An 18,775-nucleotide genomic window follows, 5' to 3' on the forward strand; every position below is an offset into this window, starting at 1 on the left:
TATCGAAATGAAACGCTTTGACCTGATCGACGGGATGCGCGGTTACTTCCTCGTCTTCATGCTGATCAACCATCTGGTGTTCGCCGGCGGTTTCTGGCTGGTGGAAATCAACCATCGGCAGTTTGCATTCGTTGAGGATGCACAGGGTTTCGTGTTTCTCTCCGGCCTGCTGATCGGCATGGTCTATGCCCGCAAGATGATGAAATACGGTTATGACGCCGGTAAACAGATGATCTGGAACCGGGCGCTGGAGCTTTACCGGTATGCGATGGGTCTCGTCATCGCCGTGCTGTTCTTCCGCATGGTCATTCCGCATGCACCCTATATCTGGTACAACTGGCTCGGTATGACGACGTTCGACGATCCGCTGCGCCTTGCGGCCATCGCGACGTTCCTCTTCCAGCCGACCTTCATGGATATCCTGCCACAATACATCGTCTACATGCTGTTTGCTCCGGTCCTTGTTAAGCTCTGCCTCGATGGCAAGTGGGCCTATGTCATGGCCGGCTCGCTGCTGGTCTGGATGGCCGGCCAGCTCGGTCTCCAGCAGATCGTGACGACGCCGCTCAACGAACTTGTGAAGGGCGCCGACGAACAGGGCATCCGTGTCAGCTTCAACCTTCTCGGCTGGCAGCTGGTGTTCTATTCGGCGCTGGTGCTGGGCGCGATGACGGCGCAGAACCGTATCCCGTGGAAGGCGATCTTCTCGCCGCAGCACACCTGGCTGCCGAAGGCCGCCCTTGTCATCTGCCTGTTCTTCATGCCGTTGCGCATCGCCACCGCCTGGGGCCTGATGCCGGAATTCATGATGGGCAAGTTTTCGACCATGGAGATCCGCGCCGATTTCGGTCCGGTCTACCTCATCAACTTCCTTGCTGTCGGTGTCGGCCTGACCTGGCTGGTGATCGCGGGGCCCAATCACCACCGTCCGCTGGTCCGTTCCATCGCCGAGGGCGTGATCTGGGTGCTTTCGCTGAAGTTCCTGCAATTGCTCGGCCGCCATTCGCTTCAGGTCTATGTCTGGCATGTGGCGATCGTCTACGGCATCTATTATCTGGATGGCCGCACGGCGGAACTGTCGCAGGTCAGCAAGACGCTGATCGCCCTCACTGCAATCGGTTTGTTGGCCTTGCCGGCCCTGTGGAGGGAGCGCGACAAGTGGATTGGCGGCAGCGGCCAGAAAACGGCGGGCGCTTAACAGCCTGTGACGACCTGGATCTAATGCCTTTACGGGGCGGGTTTTCGCCCCGTACTTGCGTGCGCGGCCATTCCTTTCTATATGCAGCCCTTAAATCCGCATGACGGCGAGGCAGGACGGTCGGTTTTTCGACTGAAGCTCCCGCGGCGGATGACCGACAGGCGGCGGGGCCTTTACCCCCGTTATGACTGACGATGGGAAAAAACGTGAATACGCTCGATTTTGACAAGAGGCCGGAAGATACCCGGATCGTTGTCGCCATGTCCGGTGGCGTCGATTCTTCTGTTGTGGCCGGTATCCTCAAGCGCGAGGGCTATGATGTCCTCGGCATTACTCTCCAGCTTTATGATCACGGTGCGGCCGTGCATCGCGCCGGCTCCTGCTGTGCGGGGCAGGATATTGACGATGCGCGCAGGGTTTGCGAAACGCTCGGCATTCCCCACTATGTGCTGGATTACGAAGCGCGGTTCCGCGAAACCGTCATCAATCCCTTCGCCGAAGCCTATGCGATGGGGGAAACGCCGATCCCCTGCGTTGCCTGCAACCAGACAGTAAAATTCGCCGATCTACTGGCCACGGCGCGGGAACTCGGTGCCGATGCGCTGGCGACCGGCCATTATATCCGCTCGCGCCCCAATCCCGGTGCCAGTCAGCCTGGGCGCCGCGCGCTCTATCGCCCGATCGATAGCGACCGTGACCAGAGCTGGTTCCTGTTTGCGACCACGCAGGAGCAGATCGATTATCTGCGGTTTCCGCTCGGTGGTCTCTCCAAGGCGGAAACGCGGGCGCTGGCGGAAGATATGGGGCTCGTGGTCGCCAAAAAGGCGGACAGCCAGGACATCTGTTTTGTGCCGCAGGGCAAATATACCGATATCATCAACAAGCTGAAGCCGAATGCGGCCTTGGTCGGCGATATCGTTCATCTGGATGGGCGCGTGCTCGGCCGTCATGACGGTATCGTGCATTATACGATCGGTCAGCGCCGGGGCATCGGTGTCGCGACGGGAGAGCCGCTCTATGTCGTGCATCTCGATGCGCGCGGACGCAGGGTCATCGTCGGCCCGCGCGAGGCGCTGGAAACCCGCCGTGTCTATCTGCGCGACATGAACTGGCTTGGCGATGGCGCGCTCGCAGACGAGGCGGGGCAGGGGTTTACCTGCTTCGCAAAGGTGCGCTCCACCCGCCCGCCAATGGAAGCGGTGCTCCACACCGATGAAAACGGCATCTATGTGGATCTGATGACCGGCGAGGCCGGTGTCGCCCCCGGTCAAGCCTGCGTGCTCTATTCCGCACCGGGAGCCGACGCCCGCGTTTACGGCGGCGGCTTCATCGAACGTTCGGAACGCTCGGTGGAAGCCGAGGCTTCGCTGAAGGCGCTTTTGGAAAAGCCAGTTGCCGCCTGAAACAATTCGCTTTTTGCGGTTACGCGGAAAGCGAATTTTTTGCGCATCTTGCGCTTGACACTGTAGGGAGCGGCACCTTATAAGCCGCTCATCCTGATGGAGCGGGCGGTCATATGGCTGTCATGTTTCCACTGTGGCGGGGTAGCTCAGGTGGTTAGAGCAGCGGAATCATAATCCGCGTGTCGGGGGTTCAAGTCCCTCTCCCGCTACCATTTTCATCCAGAATTAAAAAATGCGTTGGTGTATTTTCGGCGTCTGTCGAAGGCTGAAAAGCGGCCTCGATCCTGGTGCCAACCGGTGGCGGTCGCCAAAAAAAGGGAAACCCGCCCGCTGTCAAATGCAGCCGACGGGTCTCAACCTTTACCCCCTCCCACAAGGGCGGCTGAACAAAAGCACATCAAATGAATTATGGCAAGATCATGGCGACCATATTGTTGCGGTGGATGGCTCGGCGCGCCAATTTAACGGCGGATGGCAGAGCGTGACCACTTCGGTATGCTGTTCATAAGGCGATCGGTAGGATACGAGGTTGTCGGTGCAGCGCATTTCCGCAGGATTTGTATAGGTACGTTCCGTTGCGCGTGGCTGATAGTGCGTTTTGTGTCCTGGGACCTGATCGTGACCATAAAGGATCGTGTCGGCGGCGAAAGACGCTATCGGCGTTGCGAGGATCGCGAATGCGGTAATAAGGGCGCTGCTTCTGAGATTTAAGGGCATGGGTTGTTCCCCCGGCGTTGGTCAACGCAGGAGAACGCCTTGCGGGTGAAAGCTGTTCCGAGGCAGGCCGCTTATTTTTCGCGGCAGCACTTGATGACTTCCGTCAAAAACTCTGTCTGTGGGAAACTTGGAGCGGGCGAAGGGATTTGAACCCTCGACCCCAACCTTGGCAAGGTTGTGCTCTACCCCTGAGCTACACCCGCTCAAATCCATCGGTCCGGGGTAGTACGCTGAACCGTGGGCCACCGCAGTGCGGCGACGGGCGCTATATCGCTCAATCGATTTTGGAATGCAACAGGGAAATGACAAAAACGCGAAAATTTCTTTGAGAAATGCGACAAGCGGCGGAAATGATTGGGAATTTTCGTCCCGTTCCTTTTTCTCGCGTTGCCAAGCTCCGGTTGCCGCCTTAATCATGAGGGAGAAGATATCGGAACAGGCTAAGGCAGGCAGCAGGATATGGCGGAAAATTCTCCGAAGACGGCAGCGGACTTGTTCGCGTTTCTGGACGGGCTCGGCATCGAACATAAGACGAAACAACATGAGCCGGTCTATACCGTTGCCGAATCCCAGTCGCTGCGCGACCTCATTCCCGGCGGCCATACGAAGAACCTTTTTGTGAAGGACAAGAAGGATCAATATTTCGTTCTGACCGTTGAAGAAAATGCGGTCGTCGATCTGAAGAGCGTTCACAAGACGATTGGTGCGGCAAGTCGCGTCTCCTTCGGCAGACCGGAAAAAATGCTCGAATATCTGGGCGTCGTGCCTGGATCGGTCACCGTTTTCGGCGCCATCAACGACACCGATGGGCAGGTGACCTTCGTGCTCGACAGCAATCTTCTGGAAAACGAGCTGATCAACGGTCATCCGCTTTCCAACGACCAGACGACGACGATAGGAAACAAGGATCTCATTCGCTTTCTCGAGGCGACCGGCCACACGCCGCTTGTCTTGAAAGTCAGCGAGTGAGATACGATCTTTGCTTCAACTAAGATGTACGACAGAGATTACGGGAGACCGGCATGAGCGGCACGAACAATCCTTACGGCAGTTCCTATGGCGGACAGATGTCTGGCAACGCGCAATATAACGGGGACCTCAACGGTGCGTCCTCCGGCCACATCAAGGACACCACGACGGCCGCCTTCTCCAAGGATGTTCTCGAGGAATCTCGCCACCAGCCGGTTCTGGTGGATTTCTGGGCGCCGTGGTGCGGCCCCTGCAAACAGCTGACGCCGGTGCTCGAAAAGGCCGTGAACGAGGCGAATGGCCGCGTGAAGCTCGTGAAGCTGAACATCGACGATCACCCGTCTATTCCGGGCCAGCTCGGCATCCAGTCCATTCCCGCCATCGTTGCCTTTGCTGATGGCAGGCCGGTGGACGGCTTCATGGGCGCCGTGCCGGAAAGTCAGATCAAGCAGTTCATCGACAAGATCGCCGGACCCGATGCGGGTGATCCGAAAGCTGAGATCGAAGCTGTTCTCGCCGAGGCGAAGCAGCTTCTGGCCGATGGCGATCATAATGGTGCGGCGCAGTTGTTCGGCGCCGTCATGCAGGCCGATCCGGAAAACCCGGCCGCGATCGCTGGTATCGCCGAATGCATGATTGCCGTCGGGCAATATGAACGGGCAAGCGAACTCCTCTCGTCCCTGCCGGCGGAAGTCGCCGAGGATGCGGGCATTCAGCTCGTCACGAAAAAGATTGCCCAATATGAAGAAGCCCGCAAGATCGGCGATCCGGTGGCGCTGGAACGTGATCTCGCGCTCGATCCCGATAATTACGAGGCGCGGGTGAAGCTTGCCAAGGTTCTGAACGCTCAGGGGCGACGCGACGAGGCGGCAGACCATCTGCTCTACGTCATGCGCAAGGACAGGACCTTCGATGATGACGGCGCGCGCCGCCAGCTTCTGGAATTTTTCGAAGCCTGGGGCTTCAAGGACCCGGCAAGTGTCGCGGGCCGCAGGAAGCTTTCGGCGATATTGTTTTCGTAATGCGGGCATATCCCGGCCATGGCGGTTGATCCGCCGGCCGGGCAGCAGTAAACAGGGGGCTTGATCCCATGCATGTCGGAAATGCGAGATATGTGAAGAACGACGATCTGCCGGAAACCGTGCCGGTATTCCCGTTGCCGGGCGCGCTGCTTTTGCCGGAAGGCCATCTTCCGCTCAATGTCTTCGAGCCGAGATATCTTGCGATGATCGACATGGCACTGGCGGGCCACCGGCTCATCGGCATGGTGCAGCCGGCCCTTCATGTCATGGAGGCGGGGCTTGAGGGCGGTCCTCTGAGTGCCGTCGGATGTCTCGGCCGCATTACTTCCTTTTCCGAAACGGGAGACGGGCGTTACGTCATCTCGCTTACCGGCGTCTGCCGCTTCCGTCTGCTGGAAGAGGTGGATGCGGCCAAGCCTTACCGCAGTTTCCGGCACGCACCCTTCCTCGCCGATCTTTCCGGCGAAATTGACGAGGATGCGGTGGATCGCGAGAACCTGCTGCGGGTGTTCCGCGCGTTTCTGGATGCCAACCAGCTCGAAGCGGATTGGGAAAGCGTGGAGAGGGCGGGCAATCGCGTTCTCGTCAACTCGCTTTCCATGATGTCTCCCTTCGGCCCGGCTGAAAAGCAGGCATTGCTGGAGGCTCCCGACCTGAGGACGCGGGCCGAAACATTGATCGCCATCACCGAGATCGTTCTTGCCCAGGGGTCGGGCGAGGGCGGTACGGTTCTGCAATAGGATCGCGCCATGGACGACAGGATGAGCAATGCCGATCCCAAGCTGCTGGAGCTGCTGGTATGCCCCTTGACGAAGGGGCGTCTTTCCTATGACCGCGCCCGCAACGAGCTGGTTTCCGAGAGCGGCAGGCTCGCTTACCCGATCCGCGACGGCGTGCCGATCATGCTGATTTCCGAAGCGCGCAAGATCGAAGACTAACCTTTCCCCCGCTATCGGCCTCTGCTCATTGTCGTGTCGAGAATTGTCGATGACGCGTTGACAACCGTGCGTGGATTTGACCAGAGTCCCGCCCGGCACGTCTGTTGCGGGGAGAAAACTGATGTCGTTGCGCGCTCTCGTTCGGATCTCGTTGGTTGCGGTCTCAACCGCCATCATTTTTGTTCCAGCCATGGCGGCGGAGCCTTCCCGCAAGGTTGTCACCACCAAAAATGGCGACTATTTCGGTTTCGATCTCAGAACCGAACAGAATGTCTCGCTGGAGCAATGCGGCGAGATTTGTGTCGGCGATACCGCCTGCAAGGCCTTCACCTACAATCCCAAGGTGCAGTGGTGCTTCCTAAAATCGGATTTCAATCAGCTCAACGCCTTTCCCGGTGCCGTTGCCGGCAAGATTGTGGAGGTTGTCGCTGAAGCCGATATCGGCGCGCCGCAGCGCCTGTCCTTCGTGACGGATAGCCTGCAGCAGGAAGCGCGTCGGCTGAAATCCGGCCTTGCCGCAAGCGAGGAACAGCAGGGCCAGGGGCTGGAAAGTCTGGTGCAGACGGCCCGGCAGCAGGCGGCTGCGGGCAATATTGCCGAAGCGGTTGCGACTTACAAAGCAGCGCTTGCGATCACGCCTGACGACGGTGCGCTCTGGGCGGAGTTTTCAGAAAAGGCGGCGCAGGTCACCAACAATTATGCGATTGCGGGACAGGCCGCTTCCGCCGCCATCAATGCCTATCAGTTAAGCCGCACGGTGAGCGCCCGCACCGAGGCGCTGAACCGGTTGGCGCAGGCTTTCGAAAAGACCCAGAATTATCGCACAGCGCTCAATACCTACAAGGAAAGCCTCACGCTTTCCGACAATGCGCAGACCAAGGCGGCCTATGCCGATCTGCGCACGCGTCAGGGTTTCCGCGTCATCAACAATACGATCGACACGGATAGCGTCAGCCCGCGTGCCTGCGTGCAATTTTCCGAGCCGCTGGTGAAGAACGGCATCGATTATTCCTCTTTCGTCACGCTGGATGGCGCAGCACCCAAGGCCGTCGAGGCGAAGGGCAGCGAGATCTGCGTCGAAGGGCTGTCGCACGGCCAGCGTTACAAGATCTCCATGCGCGCCGGCCTGCCATCCTCGGTGGAGGAGCCGCTGGAAAAACAGGTCGATCTCGATATTTATGTGCGAGATCGCGCAGCCAGCGTGCGCTTCACGGGCGAGAACTTCGTGCTGCCGGGCACGGCGCGGCGCGGCATTCCGATTGTTTCGGTCAATGCCGACAAGGCCGATCTGAAGGTTTATCGCGTCGGTGACCGCAACATCACCGCGCTGCTCACCAACTCGCAGTTTCTGACGCAGATGGACGGCTACAACGCCGACCGCATCGAAAACGAAATCGGCGAACTGGTCTGGCAAGGCGCGATAGACATTCAGCCTGATCTCAACAAGGATGTGGTGACGAGCTTTCCGGTGGACGAAGCCCTGCCGGAGCGCAAGCCGGGCATCTATGTGTTGACCGCCGTGCCGGCCGGCACCGCGCCGGAGACATGGGATTCGCGCGCCACGCAATGGTTCCTCGTCTCCGATACGGGCATCACCACCTATGCTGGAACCGATGGCCTGAACGTCTTCGTCCGCGCCCTTGGCAGCGCCGAACCGCTTGCAGACGTGGATTTGCAGCTGCTCGCCAAGAACAACGAAGTGCTTGGAACCGCAAAGACTGACGCGGACGGCAGGGCGGTGTTCTCGGCGGGCCTAATGCGCGGCACGGCGGCGCAGGCGCCCGCAATCCTCACGGCGCGCAATGGCGACAAGGATTACGTCTTTCTGGACATGACACGCGCCGGCTTCGATCTCTCCGACCGTGGCGTGACGGGCCGCGCAGCCCCCGGCGCCATCGACGTGTTCAGCTGGACAGAGCGTGGCATCTACCGCGCCGGCGAAACCGTGCATGCGGCAGCCCTTGCGCGGGATGTCGACGGCAAGGCAATCGAGGATTTGCCGCTGACTTTTATCTTCTCACGCCCCGATGGCGTTGAGGACCGGCGTTTCGTCAGTGATGGCAAGGCTCTGGGCGGACATGCGGTTGATCTGCCGTTGCAGGCAAACGCCATGCGCGGCACATGGACGCTGCGTATCCATACCGATCCGAAAACACCCGCGATCAGCGAAAAAAGCTTTCTGGTCGATGATTTCGTGCCCGATCGTACGGAATTCGACCTTTCCAGCAACGTAAAACAGATCGAACCGGGTGCGGAAGCGGCAATCGACGTGGATGGCCGTTATCTCTACGGCGCGCCTGCCGCAGGCCTGACGCTGGAAGGCGAGGTCGCCATCAAGCCGACCCGCACGAGCGCCGATTTCGAGGGTTATTTCTTCGGTCTGGCCGATGAGGAAAGCGAAGAGGAAAACCGCACCTCGCTTGCTGATCTGCCGGTACTGAACGAGGAAGGCAAGGCAAGCTTCAATGTCGATCTGACTGATCTGCCCTCCACCACGCAGCTCCTTTCTGCCAACATCACCGTGCGCATGCAAGAGGCGGGTGGCCGTGCGGTGGAGCGGTCGCTGACGCTGCCGATCAGGTCGGAAGCGCCGGTGATTGGCATAAAGCCGCAGTTTTCGGGTGATCTCGCCCAGAACTCCGTCGGACGGTTCCACATTATCGGCGTTTCAGCCGATGGCGCGAAACAGGCGATGAGCGGTCTCAACTGGAAACTCATCAAGGTCGAGCGGAACTATCAATGGTACCGCCAGGGCAACTCCTGGCGTTACGAGCCGGTGGAATATACCAAGCAGGCGGAAGCAGGCACCGTTTCCGTCGATGCCAATGGCGGCGAGATTTCCGTGCCCGTCACCTGGGGCCGCTACCGGCTGGAAGTGGAAGGGGCGGGCAATGGTGCTCCGGTTTCCAGCGTCGAATTCGACGCCGGTTTCTATGTCGAGGCAAGCTCGACGGAAACGCCGGATGCGCTGGAAATTGCTCTGGACAAACAAAACTACAAGATCGGTGATACGGCCAAACTCAAGGTGTCGTCGCGTTTTGCCGGTCAGCTGATGGTGACCTCCGGTTCGGAAAAGCTGATTTCCGTTGAGAATACTGAGATCGGTGAGGATGGCGGCGAGATCGATATTCCGGTCACCGAGGAATGGGGCGCGGGCGCCTATGTCACGGCGACGCTGTTCCGCCCCGGTGATGCGCAGGAAAGCCGTATGCCGATGCGCGCCATTGGCATCAAATGGCTTGCCGTCGACCCAGCCGAACGCAAGCTTGCCGTTACGCTCGGCGCGCCGAAAAAGACGCTGCCGCGTCAACCGCTCGAAATCCCGATCAGCGTTGCCGGCGCGGGCGTGGGCGAAAAGGCCTATGCCATCGTCGCGGCGGTGGATGTCGGCATATTGAACCTCACCCGCTACGAGCCGCCGAAGCCGGATGAATGGTATTTCGGTCAGCGCCGGCTGGGGCTGGAAATCCGCGATCTCTATGGTCGCCTGATCGACGGTTCGCTTGGCGCCACCGGCCGTCTGCGCACCGGCGGCGATGGCGGAGGGGCAGCACTTCAGGGCAGCCCGCCCACCGAAAAGCTCGTGGCCTTCTTCTCCGGCCCGGTTGAGCTGGATGCTGATGGTAAGGCGACGGTAAGCTTCGATATTCCGCAGTTCAACGGCACAGCCCGCATCATGGCTGTCGCCTGGACGAAGACCGGCGTGGGACACGCGGTCTCCGACGCCGTCATTCGTGATCCAGTCGTGGTAACGGCCAGTGCGCCAAAATTCCTCGCACCCGGTGATGTCTCGCAATTGCGGCTCGATATCGCCAATACCGATGGCGATGCTGGCGACTACCGGCTGGATGTTACCAGCAACACAGTGCTGACGGTCGATCAGGGCGAGATGTCGCAGACATTGGCGCTTCAAAAAGGTGCCAAGTCTTCGTTGACCGTTCCGCTGACGGGCGAACAGCCCGGCAATGGCGCGATCACCATCAAGGTCTCCAATGCTGCCGGTCTTTCGCTGGAGCAGGTTCTGAACGTTCCGGTGCGCCCGGCGGTTCTGCCGGTCACGACGCGGCGTGAAATCAAGATCGCGCCCAATAGCAGCCTGACAATCAATGGCGACCTTCTGGCCGACAGTATGCTTCTCGGTTCGTCCGTCGCCGTCAACGTTACGCGTTCGCCCGCCTTCGATATCCCGGCACTGGTGATGATGCTGGACAAATATCCTTACGGCTGCGCCGAACAGACGACGAGCCGCGCCTTGCCGCTGCTTTATCTTTCGGAAATGACCAAGGATAGCGGCATGGCCGAGGACCCCGATACACGCCGTCGCGTGCAGGAGGCGATCTACCGGGTGCTGTCGTTCCAGTCGAGTTCGGGCAGTTTCGGCCTCTGGTCGCCCGGTTACGGTGATCTGTGGCTCGATGCCTATATCAGCGACTTCCTGACAAGGGCGCGCGAGCAGAGCTACGACGTTCCCGAGCAGGCCATGGTGCAGGCGCTGAACAACCTGCAAAACGGCCTTTCCTACGACAGCAATGTCAAGGATCGCGGCAACGAGATCGCCTATTCGCTTTACGTGCTGGCGCGCAATCGCAAGGCGGCGATCAACGATCTCAGATATTATGCGGATACGGCGCTTGCCGATTTCCCGACGCCGCTCGCCAAGGCGCAGGTTGCCGCAGCCCTCTCGCTTTATGGCGATCAGGCCCGCTCGAAGGCCGTGTTCGGCGCGTCGCTCGATATGGCAAGCCGCGCCACCAATGTCAGCTTCGCACGGGCGGATTACGGTTCCGCGCTGCGCGATAGTGCGGCGACGCTGGCACTTGCGGCGGAAAGCCGTCCGGTTCCGGCTGTCGTGCCGCAGCTTGCCGGTGCGGTGGCGAAGGAATGGGAAAAGAAACCCTATACCAGCACCCAGGAACAGGCATGGATGCTGCTTGCCGCCCGCGCCGTCAAAGGTGAGGACAAGGATATCCGTCTCGATGTGAACGGCGATTTGCAGACCGGCGGTTTCGGCAAGCGGATGAGCGGCGACGAGTTGCTGGCGGCTCCCTTGAAGATCGCCAATGCCTCCGCCGATCCGGTTACGGCTGTCGTCACCACGGTCGCGCCGCCGGCACAACCGCTTGCCGCAGGCGGTGAGGGCTTCACTATCACACGCACCTATTATTCCATGGATGGTGAGGAGGTGAACCCGAGCGAGGTGATGCAGAACGAGCGTTATGTGGCGGTGCTGAACGTCGTCCCGAAAAACGATTGGCAGGCGCGCATTCTGGTGACCGACCTCCTGCCTTCGGGTTTCGAGATCGACAATCCAAGCCTCGTCAATTCGGCAGCCCTTTCGAATTTCGACTGGTTGCCGGAAACGGAAGCCGCGCATACCGAGTTCCGCTACGACCGTTTCGTCGCGGCTTTCGACCGCACCGCTGGCGACAGTTCGGAAATCACGCTGGCCTATGTGGTGCGCGCCGTCACCCCCGGCACCTATGACCATCCGGCTGCGTCGGTGGAAGATATGTACCGGCCGCAATTTGCCGCCCGCACGGCAACGGGCCGCATGGAGGTGCGTTCGGCAACCCCATGAGGCGGAAAAAGGCGATCATCCTCGGCATCGTAGCGACCGTGCTGCTTTTAGGCGGCGCGGCCTTCGGTCTCGATGCGCTGGACAGGGCCTATCCGCCGCCGCTGGAGGCCGCGCGGCAAAGGTCCTTCGAGGTGCTGGACCGCGACGGTCGGCTACTGCGCGCTTTCGCGACATCGGATGGCCGCTGGCGGCTGAAAACCACCGCCGCCGAGGTTGATCCGCAGTTCCTGCGGATGCTGGTGGCCTATGAAGATCAGCGCTTCTACGACCATCACGGCGTCGACGCGTGGGCACTGTTGCGCTCCGCCTGGCAATTGGCGAGCAATGGCAGGATCGTCTCCGGCGCATCGACGCTTTCCATGCAGGTGGCGCGGCTGATCGAACCGCGCACCGATCGGTCCTTTTCGGCGAAGTTTTTGCAAGGGTTGCGCGCGCTTCAGATCGAAAGGCGGCTCAGTAAGGCGGAAATCCTCGATCTTTATCTCAACATAGCGCCCTATGGCGGCAATCTCGAAGGTATTCGTGCTGCAAGCCTCGCCTGGTTCGGCAAGGAGCCCGGTCGGCTTGATACGGCGGAGGCTGCACTTCTGGTGGCGCTGCCGCAATTGCCGGAGAAACGCCGTCCGGACCGTTTCCCGGATGCGGCAAGACAGGCACGCGAGCGGGTTTTGCAGCGCCTTGCCGTTGAACGCGTGGTGGGCGAAGGGGAGGCGGAGCGGGCGACCCTGGCTGCCGTTCCCGCCAACCGACGGGATCTGCCGGCCTATGCGCCGCATATGGCCGCAGCCGCGCGTGCGAAATTTTCGAATGCCGCAGAGGCGCGCTCGACGCTGAGATTGCCGATCCAGCGGGAACTGGAAGCTGTTGCCCGCCATGCCGTGGAAAAGTTGACGGACAAGGTCTCCGTCGCCATCGTCATGGCCGACGCGCAGACGGGCGATATTCTGGCCGAAGTCGGTTCGGCGGATTATCTCGATACGGCAAGGCGCGGTTTCGTGGAGATGAGCCGCGCCGTGCGCTCGCCGGGCTCTACTCTCAAGCCATTCATCTATGGCCTCGCCTTCGAAAACGGTCTCGTCGGGCAGGAAACCATCATCGAGGATCGTCCGGCCGATTTTTCCGGTTACCGTCCGCGCAATTTCGACATGCATTACCAGGGCGATGTCAGCATCCGGCAGGCGCTGCAACTGTCGCTCAACGTGCCCGCCGTCAAGCTTCTGGAGGCGGTTAGCCCGTCTGCGTTGATGGTGCGTTTCCGGCGGATGGGCGTGAGACTGGTGCTTCCCACCAGCGAGGCGCCGGGGCTTGCCATCGCACTCGGCGGTGCGGGCATTTCGCTGGTTGATCTGGTGCAGCTTTATGCGGTTCTTGCCGGCGGCAGCGATCCCGTGCGGCTGGGGGACGGCATCCGCTCTGTGCCGGAACGGCTCGGCGGCGACCGGCTGTTTTCCGACGCCGCGATCTGGAATGTCTCCGACATCCTGTCCGGCGTGCTGCCGCCGCTCGGCATGAAGCAGCGCGGCATCGCCTACAAGACCGGCACCAGCTACGGTTACCGCGATGCCTGGTCGGTGGGTTATGACGGGCGGCATGTGATCGGCATCTGGGTCGGCCGCGCCGATAATGGCGCAGTGCCGGGCATTGCCGGTTACGCGACGGCGGCCCCGATCCTGTTTGAGGCTTTCGCAAAATCTGGCGTGGCGATCACGCCGATGCCAGCCGCACCATCAGGCGTCGCGCGGGTCGCCGTCAGCGACCTTCCCGCCAACCAGCGGCGTTTCACCCTCACCGCAAGCGGCCTACTTTCCGCCTCGAGACGGGAAAGCGCCCCGCGCATCGTTTATCCGCCCGAAGGCGCACGGGTTGAACTCTCCAGCCAATCGGGCATTTCACCGTTGGTGCTGAAGTTGCAGGGCGGGCGCGCGCCGTTCCGCTGGCTCGCCAACGGCATGCCCCTGCCGGATGCCTCCCATCGCCGCAACAGTGAATGGCGGCCGGAAGGGCAGGGGTTCTCAACGTTGACGGTGATCGACGCCGATGGCCGCGCTTCGAGCGTGCGCGTTTTCATCGAGTGATTTTGCAGGAAATTTGGTGTCCACGAGAGGATTCGAACCTCCGACCCCAGGATTCATACCACTTCGGCTTTAGCCGCCGTCCATCTCCATCGGATAGGACGTTCGTGGTCTGGACTGTCCCTTCACCATGGGCCTTTCGGCCTTTAGGTGCTGCCCATCCAGTCTCTACACCTTCACCGGATTTCTCCGGAGCTTGGCTCGGGATTGGCATGCTGGAAGACCAGCGAAGCTTTCCCCGACTTTGAGCAGATCGATTGCGTCGTTTCCGGGCGCAACCCCCAATTTGCTTTAGGAATCCTGTGCTCTATCCTGCTGAGCTACGTGGACACTGAACTGCTCTTTAACCTGCCGTAGCCGGCGGATCAACCGCGTTCTTTGCCGCGGTCGATCTCTTTCTCGGCTTTCTTTGCGTTAGCCGGCAATCAGTTCGCCAGACGCTGCTCGGCCAATTTCACCCAGTAGGAAATGCCGTAGGCGATGGCGTCGTCGTTGAAATCATAGCCGGGATTGTGAAGTCCTGCCGAATCGCCGTTGCCGATGAAGATGAAGGCGCCCGGCCTTTCCTTCAGCATGAAGGAAAAATCCTCGCCCGCCATGGAAGGATCGACATCGGGATCGACGTTCTTTTCACCAGCCACATCGCGGGCAACCTGGATTGCGTGGTCGGTCTCGTCCGCATGGTTGAAGGTCACCGGGCAATAACGCTCGTAGACGACCTCGGCTTCCGCTCCGTTGGCAAGCGCTATGCCTTCCGCCATCTGCTTGATGCGATCCTGCGCGAGATCGCGCACCGTTTCGTCCAGGCTGCGCACCGTACCGGCAATCAGCGCGTCATTGGGGATGATGTTGTGACTGGAGCCGGCGTGAAAGCGGGTGACGGACACGACCACCGAGCGGATCGGATCGGCGTTGCGCGAGGCGATCATCTGCAGATTGCCGACGATCTGCGCGCCGATGGTGATCGGGTCGACGGTGCGGTGCGGCTGTGCCGCATGGCCGCCACGGCCTTTGACCGTGATCGAGAACTTGTCCGGTGCCGCCATGATGCCGCCCTTGCGGATGGCGAATGCACCAAGCGGAATTCCCGGCATGTTGTGCATGCCGTAGACCTCATCGATGCCGAAGCGCTCCATCAGGCCGTCCTCGACCATGGCAAGCGCGCCAGCGCCCCCTTCTTCGGCAGGCTGGAAGATGACGGCAATCTTGCCCGCGAAATTACGTGTCTCGGTAAGGTATTTGGCGGCGCCCAGCAGCATGGCGGTATGGCCGTCATGGCCGCAGGCATGCATGGCGCCCGCCGTTTTGGAGGCCCAGGGCTTGCCGGTTTCTTCAAGGATGGGAAGAGCGTCCATATCCGCCCGGAAGCCGATAGTGCGGTTGCCGGGAGCATTGCCGCTGATGATGCCGACCACGCCCGTGCGGCCAAGACCGGTCACGATTTCGTCAACGCCAAACGATTTCAGCTTGTCCGCGACGAAGGCCGCAGTGTTGTCGACATCATACAAAATCTCGGGGTTTTCGTGCAGGTGATGCCGCCATTCGCTGACTTCCTGCTGGAGTTCGGCGGCTCTGTTCAAAATCGGCATACGTTCATTCCTGGGTTCATCGGCGCGGCATCTGGTAAAAGCCTATCCTCCGTGGTGGATAGTGCGCCGCATAATTGACGTAATCAATGTACTTTGCCATTGCTAGGACATATATGGTGAATATTGCCATTCCCTGACCGAAGACGGGAATTCGAGGACACGCCTTGCCACAGAATTTTAAATCGCCAAACGCCGCCCGGCGGCTCTCCGCAGCTGTTGCCATCATGACCGCGGGCCTTGTTGCCGCAGCGCCGGTGGCGCATGCCAACCCGAAAATGGTAGTCGATGTCAAAACCGGCAAGGTGATTTCCCATCAGGAAGCGTTCCGCAAGTGGTATCCCGCTTCGCTGACCAAGCTGATGACCGCCTATATCGCGTTTTCGCAGATGAGGGCCGGCAAGCTCAGCCCGCAGACGGAAGTGGTGATGAGCAAGAAGGCCGCCGACCAGCCGGCCTCGAAAATGTATTTCAAGCCCGGCCAGAGGCTGACGATGGACAGTGCGCTGAAGCTGCTGCTCATCAAATCCGCCAATGATATCGCCGTGGCGATTGCCGAAACCATCGGCGGCACCAGCGACAATTTCGTGGCGCAGATGAACGCGCAGGCGCAGCGGCTGGGCATGAGCTCCACCCATTACATCAATGCCAACGGCCTGCCCGGCAAGGGGCAATATACGACGGCGCGTGACCTTGCCCTTCTGGCACTGATCATCAAGCGGGAATTCCCGGAATACGCCCATTATTTCTCGCTGGAAGGTGTCACCACCGGCAAGAAGGACTACGCCAACTTCAATATGCTCGTTGGCCGTTTCGATGGCGCAGACGGCATGAAGACCGGCTTCATCTGCGCTTCCGGTTTCAACCAGGTGTCGTCCGCCGTGCGCAACGGCCGCTCGGTCATTACCGTCGTTCTGGGCGCCGATAGCCTTGCCGGGCGAACCGACCAGTCCGCCGACCTGTTGCAGATGGGACTGACCGCGCCCTCGGGCCAAGGCGTTTCGCTCGCCTCGCTGGCGCCCTATGGCGATACCGGCGAGGTAAACGACGTCAGCGCCGAAATCTGCAATCCGAAGGCGGCCAAGGTGCGCAGCGAAAGCCGCGATGACACCGGCCGCATGGTTATCCATTCGCCCTACGTCACGGAAATGACGCGCCCACCGGAATATTCCTTCGCGGGTCTCATTCCGGGCAGCGAAACGGTGGCGGTCAATACCCCCAAGGGTGCCAGCGCCAAGGGACAAGTGGCCAACGTGCCGATCCCGATCCCGCGCCCGACGTTCTAATGGCGTGTGGCCGCTCTCTTCACGCATGAGGGTGGGGGGCTGCGCCTGAAAAGCTTTGCGGATTGTGTATTCGCAGCTCCAGTTTGTTATGATATTACAGTGTCGCTCGTGGCCCTCAGGTCTCGGGCGATTTTTTGTCATTATCGCGCGGCTCCGGGTCAAATATCGTCCAACGATCCGCCGGAGCGGCCGTCAACTTACGGGCAAGGCATGTCTCGCGATCGCATACCGGTTTCCATCATCACCGGATTTCTCGGCGCCGGAAAATCGACGCTGCTCAACCGGCTTCTCAAAGACCCCGTAATGAGCGACGCCGCTATCATCATCAATGAATTCGGCGATGTCAGCATCGATCATATGCTGGTTGAAAGCGCTGGTGAGGGTATTATCGAACTGGCGGAAGGCTGCCTGTGCTGCACCGTTCGCGGCGAACTGGTGGATACGCTGGCGGAACTGATGGATGGTATCCAGACCGGCAAGCTGAAGCCGGTGAAGCGAGTCGTGATCGAGACCACTGGTTTGGCCGATCCCGCCCCCGTCATGCAATCGGTCATGGGCAATCCGGTGATCGCGCAGAATTTCGTGTTGAACGGCATGGTGACGGTGGTGGACGCCGTGAACGGCCTTTCCACGCTGGATAATCACGAGGAAGCCGTGAAACAGGCGGCGGTGGCCGACCGGCTGGTGATGACGAAGCGCGCGCTTGCCGACGCTTCCGCCATTTCCTCACTGACGGCCCGACTTCAGGCGCTCAATCCGCGTGCGACGATCGAGGATGGTGACCGGACCGACTGGAGTGCTGCGGGCCTGCTGGACAACGGTCTTTACGATCCCGGCAGCAAAAATGCCGATGTCGGCCGCTGGCTGGGCGAAGAGGCGGAACACGATCATCACGATCACGGGCATGACCACCACCACCACCACCACCATCATGGGGACCAGGACGACGACCACCATCACCATCACGATGTGAACCGGCACGATGCGTCGATCCGCTCCTTCTCGATTATTCATGACAAGCCGATCGAGCCGATGGCGATCGATATGTTCGTGGATTTGCTGCGTTCGGCGCATGGGGAAAAGCTGCTGCGCATGAAGGCCGTGGTCAAGCTGTCGGATAATCCCGACCGGCCGCTGGTGCTGCATGGGGTACAGAATATTTTCCACACGCCGGAGCGCCTTGCTGCATGGCCGAATCCTTCCGACCAACGCACACGCATGGTGCTGATCACCAAGGATTTGCCGGAAGCTTTCGTGCAGGACCTGTTTGCCGCCTTCACCGGGGCGCCGGGCATCGACCGGCCGGACAGGCAGGCGATGACGGATAATCCGCTGGCGGTTTCGGGGCTGCGGTTTTAAGGGGTAGGCAAAGTTTGCGGCAGCGGGGCACCCCCCTCTGTCCTGCCGGACATCTCCCCCACAAGGGGGGAGATCGACAAGCGGCTTGTTCCGGAGATTTTTATAGGCGGCTGAGACCGCAATGTCCGACGTTGCAATGGAACGAGCGGCTGCCTCAATTGATCTCCCCCCTTGTGGGGGAGATGTCCGGCAGGACAGAGGGGGGTACCCCGGTGGTGAGCGGACTACGCGCCCTTCACAATCCGAAACCGATGCCCCTTATCCAAAGCAACAGTCTCAACCAACCTATGCCCGTCCTCATTGCACATATGGGCAATATCGATGACCGCCAGCGGATCGGTCGTCTCAACGGTCAGGATGTCGCCCGCCTTCAGGGTGGCGAGCTTTTTGCGGCTTCTTAAAACCGGAAGGGGGCATTTAAGCCCCCTCAAATCGAAAATTATGTCAGTCGTGTCGATCATTCCTTGGCCCAGAACTTCCAGAACGACTTCTTTTCCGGTGCTTCCGGTGGCGGCGCGGCGGAAAAGGCGAGCGGGTTCATGGTCGGGACGGGAGTACCCTCGGCGGCAGCTCCGCTCTTTCCGGGGACGGCAGGCGCGGGGGTGGTGGCGGCAACCATTGTCGGGGCCGCAGGGGCAGGGTTGGAT

Annotated in this window: 12 protein-coding genes, 2 tRNA genes and 1 pseudogene; 11 read left to right on the forward strand and 4 right to left on the reverse strand. The window is 60.4% G+C overall.

The window, feature by feature from the left end; genetic code table 11:
• Positions 1 to 7: 7 nt before the first annotated feature.
• The 3 genes from RS75_RS18675 to RS75_RS18685 all read left to right on the forward strand — a co-directional run bounded on the left by RS75_RS18675 (position 8) and on the right by RS75_RS18685 (position 2,813).
• Entirely contained in the window at positions 8 to 1,198 is a 1,191-nt protein-coding gene (locus RS75_RS18675; RefSeq protein ID WP_045023267.1) for an OpgC family protein, read from the forward strand.
• Positions 1,199 to 1,404: 206 nt separating this feature from the next.
• Positions 1,405 to 2,601 (forward strand): tRNA 2-thiouridine(34) synthase MnmA, encoded by a 1,197-nt coding sequence (mnmA, locus tag RS75_RS18680; RefSeq protein ID WP_045023269.1) that lies wholly within the window; start codon positions 1,405 to 1,407, stop codon positions 2,599 to 2,601.
• A gap of 135 nt (positions 2,602 to 2,736) precedes the next feature.
• Positions 2,737 to 2,813: transfer RNA gene (locus tag RS75_RS18685), tRNA-Met, on the forward strand.
• Between the two features lie 633 nt (positions 2,814 to 3,446).
• Here the strand turns inward: RS75_RS18685 and RS75_RS18690 are convergent.
• Positions 3,447 to 3,521: transfer RNA gene (locus RS75_RS18690), tRNA-Gly, on the reverse strand.
• A 256-nt stretch (positions 3,522 to 3,777) separates the two neighbouring features.
• Between RS75_RS18690 and RS75_RS18695 the strand changes: the two genes are divergently transcribed.
• From RS75_RS18695 to pbpC, 6 genes are all read left to right on the forward strand, one after another.
• The gene (locus tag RS75_RS18695) at positions 3,778 to 4,287 is read left to right on the forward strand and encodes a prolyl-tRNA synthetase associated domain-containing protein (RefSeq protein ID WP_045023270.1); all 510 of its coding nucleotides are present in this window, start codon (positions 3,778 to 3,780) and stop codon (positions 4,285 to 4,287) included.
• 53 nt (positions 4,288 to 4,340) lie between these two features.
• Entirely contained in the window at positions 4,341 to 5,309 is a 969-nt protein-coding gene (trxA, locus tag RS75_RS18700; RefSeq protein WP_045023272.1) for a thioredoxin, read from the forward strand.
• Between the two features lie 68 nt (positions 5,310 to 5,377).
• Positions 5,378 to 6,049 carry an LON peptidase substrate-binding domain-containing protein gene (locus tag RS75_RS18705; RefSeq protein WP_045023274.1) on the forward strand — a complete coding sequence of 224 codons (672 nt, stop codon included), beginning with the start codon at positions 5,378 to 5,380 and terminating at the stop codon, positions 6,047 to 6,049.
• Positions 6,050 to 6,058: 9 nt separating this feature from the next.
• A complete protein-coding gene (locus tag RS75_RS18710) occupies positions 6,059 to 6,247 on the forward strand; it encodes a Trm112 family protein (RefSeq protein WP_045023275.1) in 189 nt (62 codons plus the stop codon).
• 121 nt (positions 6,248 to 6,368) lie between these two features.
• Positions 6,369 to 11,825, forward strand: a complete 5,457-nt coding sequence (locus RS75_RS18715) for an alpha-2-macroglobulin family protein (RefSeq protein ID WP_045023276.1) — start codon at positions 6,369 to 6,371, stop codon at positions 11,823 to 11,825.
• Positions 11,822 to 13,900 carry a penicillin-binding protein 1C gene (gene pbpC, locus RS75_RS18720; protein WP_045023277.1) on the forward strand — a complete coding sequence of 693 codons (2,079 nt, stop codon included), beginning with the start codon at positions 11,822 to 11,824 and terminating at the stop codon, positions 13,898 to 13,900. Before RS75_RS18715 ends, pbpC begins: the two co-directional genes overlap by 4 nt.
• 422 nt (positions 13,901 to 14,322) lie before the next feature.
• On the opposite strand, the gene RS75_RS18725 is transcribed toward pbpC, so the two are convergent.
• Entirely contained in the window at positions 14,323 to 15,486 is a 1,164-nt protein-coding gene (locus tag RS75_RS18725) for a M20 aminoacylase family protein (protein WP_045023279.1), read from the reverse strand.
• 224 nt (positions 15,487 to 15,710) lie between these two features.
• Here RS75_RS18725 and RS75_RS18730 point away from each other — a divergent pair, with 224 nt between their 5' ends.
• Both RS75_RS18730 and RS75_RS18735 read left to right on the forward strand, forming a co-directional pair.
• The gene (locus tag RS75_RS18730; protein WP_045023281.1) at positions 15,711 to 16,769 is read left to right on the forward strand and encodes a D-alanyl-D-alanine carboxypeptidase family protein; all 1,059 of its coding nucleotides are present in this window, start codon (positions 15,711 to 15,713) and stop codon (positions 16,767 to 16,769) included.
• Between the two features lie 210 nt (positions 16,770 to 16,979).
• Positions 16,980 to 18,128: a CobW family GTP-binding protein gene (locus RS75_RS18735; protein ID WP_045023283.1), complete on the forward strand. Its 1,149-nt coding sequence runs from the start codon at positions 16,980 to 16,982 to the stop codon at positions 18,126 to 18,128.
• A 224-nt stretch (positions 18,129 to 18,352) separates the two neighbouring features.
• Here RS75_RS18735 and RS75_RS18740 read toward each other — a convergent pair whose 3' ends face one another.
• Both RS75_RS18740 and RS75_RS25790 read right to left on the reverse strand, forming a co-directional pair.
• Positions 18,353 to 18,589: a sulfurtransferase TusA family protein gene (locus tag RS75_RS18740; protein ID WP_045023284.1), complete on the reverse strand. Its 237-nt coding sequence runs from the start codon at positions 18,587 to 18,589 to the stop codon at positions 18,353 to 18,355.
• Positions 18,586 to 18,775 (reverse strand): annotated as a pseudogene (locus RS75_RS25790) (L,D-transpeptidase family protein); the annotation flags it as partial. The gene RS75_RS18740 and the pseudogene RS75_RS25790, both read right to left, overlap by 4 nt.

This window comes from Rhizobium nepotum 39/7 (assembly GCF_000949865.1).
GTDB lineage: Bacteria > Pseudomonadota > Alphaproteobacteria > Rhizobiales > Rhizobiaceae > Agrobacterium > Agrobacterium nepotum.

What these genes read in the sequence shown, in the direction of transcription:
- trxA (WP_045023272.1), top strand. Translation starts at nt 4,341, where the DNA reads ATGAGCGGCACGAACAATCCTTACGGCAGTTCCTATGGCGGACAGATG.
- pbpC (WP_045023277.1), top strand. Translation starts at nt 11,822, where the DNA reads ATGAGGCGGAAAAAGGCGATCATCCTCGGCATCGTAGCGACCGTGCTG.
- RS75_RS18730 (WP_045023281.1), top strand. Translation starts at nt 15,711, where the DNA reads ATGACCGCGGGCCTTGTTGCCGCAGCGCCGGTGGCGCATGCCAACCCG.
- RS75_RS18675 (WP_045023267.1), top strand. Translation starts at nt 8, where the DNA reads ATGAAACGCTTTGACCTGATCGACGGGATGCGCGGTTACTTCCTCGTC.
- RS75_RS18735 (WP_045023283.1), top strand. Translation starts at nt 16,980, where the DNA reads ATGTCTCGCGATCGCATACCGGTTTCCATCATCACCGGATTTCTCGGC.
- RS75_RS18705 (WP_045023274.1), top strand. Translation starts at nt 5,378, where the DNA reads ATGCATGTCGGAAATGCGAGATATGTGAAGAACGACGATCTGCCGGAA.
- RS75_RS18725 (WP_045023279.1), bottom strand. Translation starts at nt 15,486, where the DNA reads ATGCCGATTTTGAACAGAGCCGCCGAACTCCAGCAGGAAGTCAGCGAA.
- RS75_RS18710 (WP_045023275.1), top strand. Translation starts at nt 6,059, where the DNA reads ATGGACGACAGGATGAGCAATGCCGATCCCAAGCTGCTGGAGCTGCTG.
- RS75_RS18740 (WP_045023284.1), bottom strand. Translation starts at nt 18,589, where the DNA reads ATGATCGACACGACTGACATAATTTTCGATTTGAGGGGGCTTAAATGC.
- RS75_RS18695 (WP_045023270.1), top strand. Translation starts at nt 3,778, where the DNA reads ATGGCGGAAAATTCTCCGAAGACGGCAGCGGACTTGTTCGCGTTTCTG.
- RS75_RS18715 (WP_045023276.1), top strand. Translation starts at nt 6,369, where the DNA reads ATGTCGTTGCGCGCTCTCGTTCGGATCTCGTTGGTTGCGGTCTCAACC.